The 6,870-nt window shown below is 44.0% G+C and carries 4 protein-coding genes and 1 pseudogene; 3 read left to right on the top strand and 2 right to left on the bottom strand.

Annotated features, from left to right (window positions below; genetic code table 11):
* Positions 1-132: 132 nt before the first annotated feature.
* The gene (locus F6K63_RS35995; RefSeq protein WP_287314889.1) at positions 133-1,332 is read left to right on the top strand and encodes an RNA-guided endonuclease InsQ/TnpB family protein; all 1,200 of its coding nucleotides are present in this window, start codon (positions 133-135) and stop codon (positions 1,330-1,332) included.
* A 541-nt stretch (positions 1,333-1,873) separates the two neighbouring features.
* Positions 1,874-3,397, top strand: a complete 1,524-nt coding sequence (locus F6K63_RS36000) for a group II intron reverse transcriptase/maturase (protein WP_502708407.1) — start codon at positions 1,874-1,876, stop codon at positions 3,395-3,397.
* Between the two features lie 201 nt (positions 3,398-3,598).
* On the opposite strand, the gene F6K63_RS36005 is transcribed toward F6K63_RS36000, so the two are convergent.
* Positions 3,599-5,197: an FkbM family methyltransferase gene (locus F6K63_RS36005; RefSeq protein WP_287314892.1), complete on the bottom strand. Its 1,599-nt coding sequence runs from the start codon at positions 5,195-5,197 to the stop codon at positions 3,599-3,601.
* Positions 5,198-5,358: 161 nt separating this feature from the next.
* Between F6K63_RS36005 and F6K63_RS36010 the strand changes: the two genes are divergently transcribed.
* Complete coding sequence (locus tag F6K63_RS36010; RefSeq protein WP_287314894.1) at positions 5,359-6,666, top strand: FAD-binding oxidoreductase; 1,308 nt, start codon at positions 5,359-5,361, stop codon at positions 6,664-6,666.
* Here the strand turns inward: F6K63_RS36010 and F6K63_RS36015 are convergent.
* Positions 6,634-6,870, bottom strand: a pseudogene (locus F6K63_RS36015) (hypothetical protein); the annotation flags it as partial. The gene F6K63_RS36010 and the pseudogene F6K63_RS36015 overlap by 33 nt on opposite strands.

Raw genomic sequence — 6,870 nt, forward strand, 5'->3', positions numbered from 1 at the left:
GCTGCCACCAACAGATACACTGGAGCACTCCGAAAGGAGAGGATATCTAGGAGCCGTGTGAGATGAAAGTCTCATGCACGGTTCCGAAGGAGAGGTGCCCCGGATAATACCGGGCATCGACTCTAACGGCAAATGAGGCTAGCGTATCAATTTAAGCTTAGACTAACCAAGTCACAGACGACGGAGATAGAAAGATGGCTTGACATGCTGCGACATCAATACAACTATCTTTTGGCTGATAGATTTGCTTGGTATGAGCAAAATAGATGCGCTATAAACTCCTGTCCTATTGTTTGTCATTTGCCAGAACCAAGAGACAATCCTGACTATTACTCGCAAAAACGAACCTTACCTCAACTAAAAAAAGATAGACCCTGGTACAAGGCAATACATGCCAATGTTTTACAGGATTGTGTTAAGCGAGTCGATCTGGCTTTTAAGCGATTTTTGAAAGGTGATTCCAATGGGAGGCGAAGCGGAAGACCTAGATTCAAGACCAAGGAGCGTTTTAGATCTCTAACCTTTTCGGCTTTTTCCAAGAGTCCTATAGATGGCAATAGGTTAAACCTCCCTAAGTTTGGCTGGGTCAAGATGGTCTATCATCGGCCAATTCCTTCCGGCTTTAAAATTAAAACGGCTACAGTAACCCGAAAAGCTGATGGCTATTACGTGACATTGTCTATTCAAGACGACACTGTCCCTGATGTAATTGCGATTGAAGAGGTCACAAATCCGATCGGGATTGACATGGGGCTGAAGTCCTTCTTGGTTAAGTCCGATGGTTCAGAGGTAGAAATACCTCAATATTATCGGAAAGCCCAGAAGCGACTCAAGAAAATACAAAAAGCCGTTAGCCGTTCCAAGAAAGGAAGTAAAAATAGAAAAAAGGCAGTAAAGAGGTTAGGTCAAGCTCACAAAAAAGTTGCTGACACCAGAAAAGATTTTCATTTCAAGACTGCCAAAAATTTACTAAGTAACCACGATCTAGTCGCTCACGAAAAGCTTAATATCAAAGGGCTAGCCAAGACTAGAATGGCTAAATCAGTTTTAGATGCTGGGTGGGGGCAATTCCTGTCAATACTATCAACCAAAGCCGTTCGCGTAGCGTGGCCTACGGCCATAAATGCTGGGTTAATAACAAAAGCAGTGAATCCTCGGAACACTAGTCAAAACTGCTCTAATTGTGGTCAAAAAGTTCCTAAAAAACTAAAAGACCGCATTCATTCTTGCCCTCATTGTGGATACACAGCGGACAGAGATGTAAATGCGGCTAAAAATATCCTTAAGTTGGCGGTGGGGCATCCCGTCTGTAGTAGTGCGGCTCGTTCCTAATAGGAGCCTTTCGTAATAGAAAGGGGTATGATTAGGGGGATTCGTGAGGTCTAACCTCAAAAATCCTAACTATCCTCAGGATGTGGGTGAAAGTCCCACCCTTGAAGAGACAAGTGACTCCCTATCTGACCACACCGAGTGAGCGGCAACTCACAGAGTGACGCTGGTAACAGGGCGCAATCAGTTGACCAAAAGCAGGTAACAACACTGGCGCTAACGGGGAGGCGACAAGGTCTAAGTAGTTCTAAAAAAGTGTCTAAGACGGCAACCACAACCTGAATAAAATATGTGGAATAAATTCTCTACTCTCACGGAGTCATTACTACGATATCCGTAATCTCTGAGAGGAGAATAGGCAAATTGAACTGACCTAAATCGCCAAAACAATCTTCAGGATGGAACGAGTAAAAACGACAGCAATAATAGGTCTGGGGAACGGTCGAAACCCCGGTAAACTATGCCAAGTCTAATCCCTACTGTCGGGTAAGATGTGTTCAAAACTGGGCACGGGTTCTCAGAATATGTTCAACCAAAGTAGAGTATGGTTAGACCCATGAATTCACATAGCGAACTTTGGAAAAGTCAGAAGTGGAAGAAACTCCGCCAAAACTTATTCCGCCTACAAAGAAGAATATATAAAGCAGTTCAGGCTGGCGACTTGAGGAAAGCTCGGTCTTTACAAAAACTGATTATGAAATCCCGTTCAGCTCAACTTTTGGCCGTTCGTCAAGTGACTCAATTAAATCAGGGTAAACGCACTGCCGGAATTGATGGAAAGGAAAACCTCAATTACCGAGAGCGAATTGAATTGGTAGACAATCTGAACCACTATGGCCACACCTGGTTTCATAGCGGACTAAGGGAAGTACCAATCCCTAAAAAGAATGGGAAAACCCGGATGCTTAAAATACCAACTATCGCTGATAGAGCATGGCAATGTCTAGTAAAATACACCCTCGAACCTGCGCACGAAGCTATCTTTCACGCCCGGAGTTACGGGTTTAGGACTGGGCGAGGCGCACATGATGCCCAAATGTACATATTCACCAACCTGAATAAAGGAAAAAAAGGCATCACTAAAAGGGTAATTGAGCTAGATATTAAAAAGTGTTTTGACCGCATTTCTCATAAATCCATCATGGATAGGTTGATAGCACCAGCACATGTGAAGAAAGGGGTCTTCAGGTGTTTAAAAGCTGGCATCAGCCCGGAATTCCCTGAACAAGGAACTCCCCAGGGAGGAGTGGTTAGCCCCCTTTTAGCCAATATCGCACTTGATGGAATAGAAGATATCCATCCATCCGTCCGCTATGCAGACGACATGGTGATATTTTTAAAACCAAAAGATGACGCCGGAAAAATTCTTCAAAAAGTGGAAAAATTTCTGGAAGAACGAGGTCTCGAAATCAGTCAAGAAAAGACCAAGATAACCAAAACGACAGACGGTTTTGACTTCCTTGGCTGGCAGATGCGAGTCAAGCCAAGCGGAACATTCCATTGTAAACCCTCAGCGGATAATCATAGGAAAATACGCGAGAAGATTAAAGCCGTAGTCAATAGCTCGAATTATGGTGCAAAGGTCAAAGCCAAAAAACTAGCTCCCATTGTAAGAGGATGGCGAAACTACCATAAATGGTGTGACATGAGCGATTCTCGGGATAGTCTATGGTTCCCTAACAAAGCGGCAAAAAGAAAATTCCTCAAGGAAAAGAAAATGAACCGCTATGAAGCAGTGGAATTATGCAAAAAGGCATTCCCTACAGTAAGGACTAAACGTTTTGGACACACTATGGTCACAGGGACTAAGTCCCCTTACGATGGAGACTTAGTCTATTGGAGCAAACGGAAAAGTACGCTCTACGACAATCATACGTCCAAGGCTTTGAAACGACAAAACCATTCTTGTGAACATTGCGGGTTAATGTTCAATTGCGACGAATCTGTACACCTTCATCATGTAGATGGAAACCACGACAATTGGAAGCTAAAGAACCTAGCAGCAATTCATCAAAGCTGCCACCAACAAATTCACTGGAGCAAGCCAAAAGGCAAGCCGAGAGGTTGAGAGAATCTAGGAGCCGTGTGAGATGAAAGTCTCACGCACGGTATGACAGGAGAGGTGCTCCGGATAATACCGGACATCGACTCTAATAAGCTTACCGAGCAACCGTTCGCGTAGCGTCGGCTTGGCCGTAGGCCACGCCAAAGGCGAACGCCGATAGCACTAGCTGGTGTTGGTAAGAAGCCCACACTGAACCTGTAAAGGTCAGTGTGGGAGTATGTCACGCAACGCAATAATATTCAGTCTTCCTTGTAAATCCTCCCTAGAATTTATCGGAATTAGATGCCCTAGGTAAGGCTGATATTGATATAGTTGATAGCCTCTGTCTCTGAGAAAATCAGCAACAGCTAGGTTACTACCCCGACTCCCTGCAATATTTTCGTATAGTATCGTTGGGGTAAATTCCGTTAAAATTCTGTTGCTGCCTGTTAAAACTTGCAGTTCATGACCTTCTGCATCAATTTTTAACAAATCAACCTTGCTAATAGCTTCTTGCTCAATCAAACTATCCAGAGTAAAGCAGGAAACCTCCTCAAAATTACCTGGTTTGACCGTTGCTTCTTCATCACTAGAAACAATTTCATTAAGTTCGCTAGCACCATGAAGAGCCAGTTGAGCAGTACCATTGCGATCGCTAGCTGCTCCTGCACAAACTTTCACCCACTCTAACTGATTAATAGTACAGGTTTCTTCTAAACAACGAACACAACCAGAAAACGGTTCAACCGCTAGCACACAGCCTTCTGGTCCTACTCGTAAAGCAGCACTAAAAGTGTAGACTCCCACATTAGCACCAACATCAATTACAGTCATCCCAGGTTGGAGCCAGTTGCGCCAAAACTCCATTTCTTTTTCAAACCAGTCTCCTTGAGCAATTAACACACTTGTCACCAAACTCCGGAGACTTGGCTCAACCGCTAATAGTAACTGCTCTTCAAAGGTTACATAAGTAAATGGACTTTCAAGCTCCAATTCAGTCCATTCAAACCCGATTAAATCCGAATATTCGTCCCTAATCTCGCCAGCCCTAGCTAGCCCCATATCTCGCCAATACTTAGCTAAGTCTATCTGTCCTAAATCTCGATAAGCGAGGTATAGGGATTGTATAATCCTAGCCGAATAGGGAGCCAAATTTTTAGCCTGGTGTAAATTAAATAATCCTTCCCATTGACTATTGATCAGGTTGGCAATTCCCAACTTTAAATGAATAGAGGGGGAATCGGAGAATAGTTGAACAGCAAGATGGAGAAATCTTAATCCCGTAGCATTATAAAACACCAATTGTGAGCGACATAAAACCTCACTTAACAAAAAAATTGATTGAGCGTAGCCATCCTCAGCATCTAGAATGTGAGCCAATTGCTCATACCGATTATCTGTAAAGTCATTTCCAGGAGGTAGATAAACTAGTCCTAGAGGAATGGATTGCTCATTAATATCAGCAGGATGTAGGGTATTAATTAACGTCGGAAATGCTGTTTGTATCCCCTGCTCCATTTCTCCAGTCATGGCGAAAACTAGAGCTAAATGAGCAGCACACAGGGGATGACCAGACAACTCAATTCCCTGACTCAAAGCCTCAAAAGCCATCTCCAGATACATGGCACGTAGGGATGAATCTTCACATTGCTCAGCTTCAATTAATGCTATTACAGCACAGTTGTTCAACTCTATAGCAGAAGTCGGATTATCCCAAGAAGTACCTTCAATACTGGTCTCTACACTGGATAAAGCCTCTGAATCCAGATTCAGACCAGCACTTTCGAGATATTGCCAATAGGAATCAGCATAATTGACAGACATTTCCGCTTTCTCTCAATAAAGGTTCGCTGTACTGTTTGTAGCTCTAACACACAGTTATGGGCTGATAGGAAAGACGATCAGGATCTGTTTTTGTTCACCAATCCCTTACGATTACTATATGGATTATCCCACAATCTGATCAACAAACCCCCTCAACTTCTATGAATGTGATCCCTTCAACCCTCGAACCAATTGTCGGAAATTCCAATATCTACACCTGGGAAAACCTAGACCCAAGCTGGCAAGAGCGAATCAAACCAGCCATTGCTCCCGACACCCTTCCCAAAGCTATCGTTTACCCTAGCACACCCGAGCAACTAGCCCAAGTCATCGCTATCGCTCATTCCCAACATTATCATCTCCTCCCCTGTGGTAACGGCAGTAAATTAGGCTGGGGAGGTATTGGTAAAGACATTGATGTGGTAGTAAGTACCAAGCACCTCAACCAAATCATTGGCCACGCCGTAGGAGACTTGACAGTTACCGTAGAAGCTGGAGTTAAATTAGCTGACTTACAAGCTATTTTAGCAAAAACGGGTCAATTTATAGCATTAGATCCAGCTAATCCCCAAGAAGCGACCATTGGAGGTATTATTGCTACCGCAGACAGCGGCTCCCTAAGTCAACGCTATGGAGGGGTTCGGGATATGTTGCTCGGGATTTCCTTTGTCCGCAGTGATGGACAAATCGCTAAAGCCGGGGGTCGAGTGGTAAAGAATGTCGCTGGATATGATTTGATGAAGCTATTTACTGGCTCCTATGGCACCCTCGGAATTATCACTCAGGCAACCTTTCGGCTATATCCATTACCAGAAGCAGCAGAAACTATTGTGTTGACAGGTGAAATGGATGGAATTGCCTCAGCTATAAAAACAGTATTAGCCTCAGCCTTGACTCCCACAGCACTAGATTTATTATCCCCTAAGTTAGTCACAGAATTAGGGATTGGTCAGGATATGGGATTAATGGTAAGGTTCCAAAGTGTAGCAGACAGTGTTAAAGAGCAATGTGCTCGAATACAGTCAGTTGCGGAACAGTTAGGGTTACGGAATAGTTTTTATAGTAACGGGGATGACACGAGTCTATGGGAATCATTGGCAAACTCAATCGGGAAATCGCGACAATCCTCAACAATTGTCTGCAAAATAGGAGTATTACCAACTGCTGCTGCTAAAACATTCAACACCCTAGAAAGCTTGGGAGGATTGGGAGTAATTCATGTTAGAAGTGGATTGGGTAAAGTGTGGTTTGATTCCGAAGCAGTTAGTTCGGAAATGATTAAAACTATGCGCAGTTATTGTGAATCTGAACAAGGATTTTTAACAGTATTAGAAGCTCCTATAACCTTGAAGCAAGAGTTAGATATTTGGGGATATCAAGGCAATGGGTTAGACGTAATGCGTGGTATTAAACAAAAATTTGACCCAGAAAATGTTTTAAGTCCTGGTCGATTTGTTGGAGGAATTTGATTTATGGGTTTTAGGGAGTCGGGAGTCGGGAGTCGGGAGTCGGGAGTCGGGAGTCGGGAGTCGGGAGTCGGGAGTCGGGAGTCGGGAGGCGGGAGTCGGGAGTCGGGAGTAGGGAGTGGGGAGTAGGGGTAAGAAAATTAGATCGGAAGAGCACACGACGGAACTGCAGTCAAGAAAGAGAGTCGAGCTGGTATGCGGTCTTCG

It is taken from the genome of Moorena sp. SIO1G6, from assembly GCF_010672795.1.
Classification (GTDB): Bacteria; Cyanobacteriota; Cyanobacteriia; order Cyanobacteriales; family Coleofasciculaceae; genus Moorena; species Moorena producens.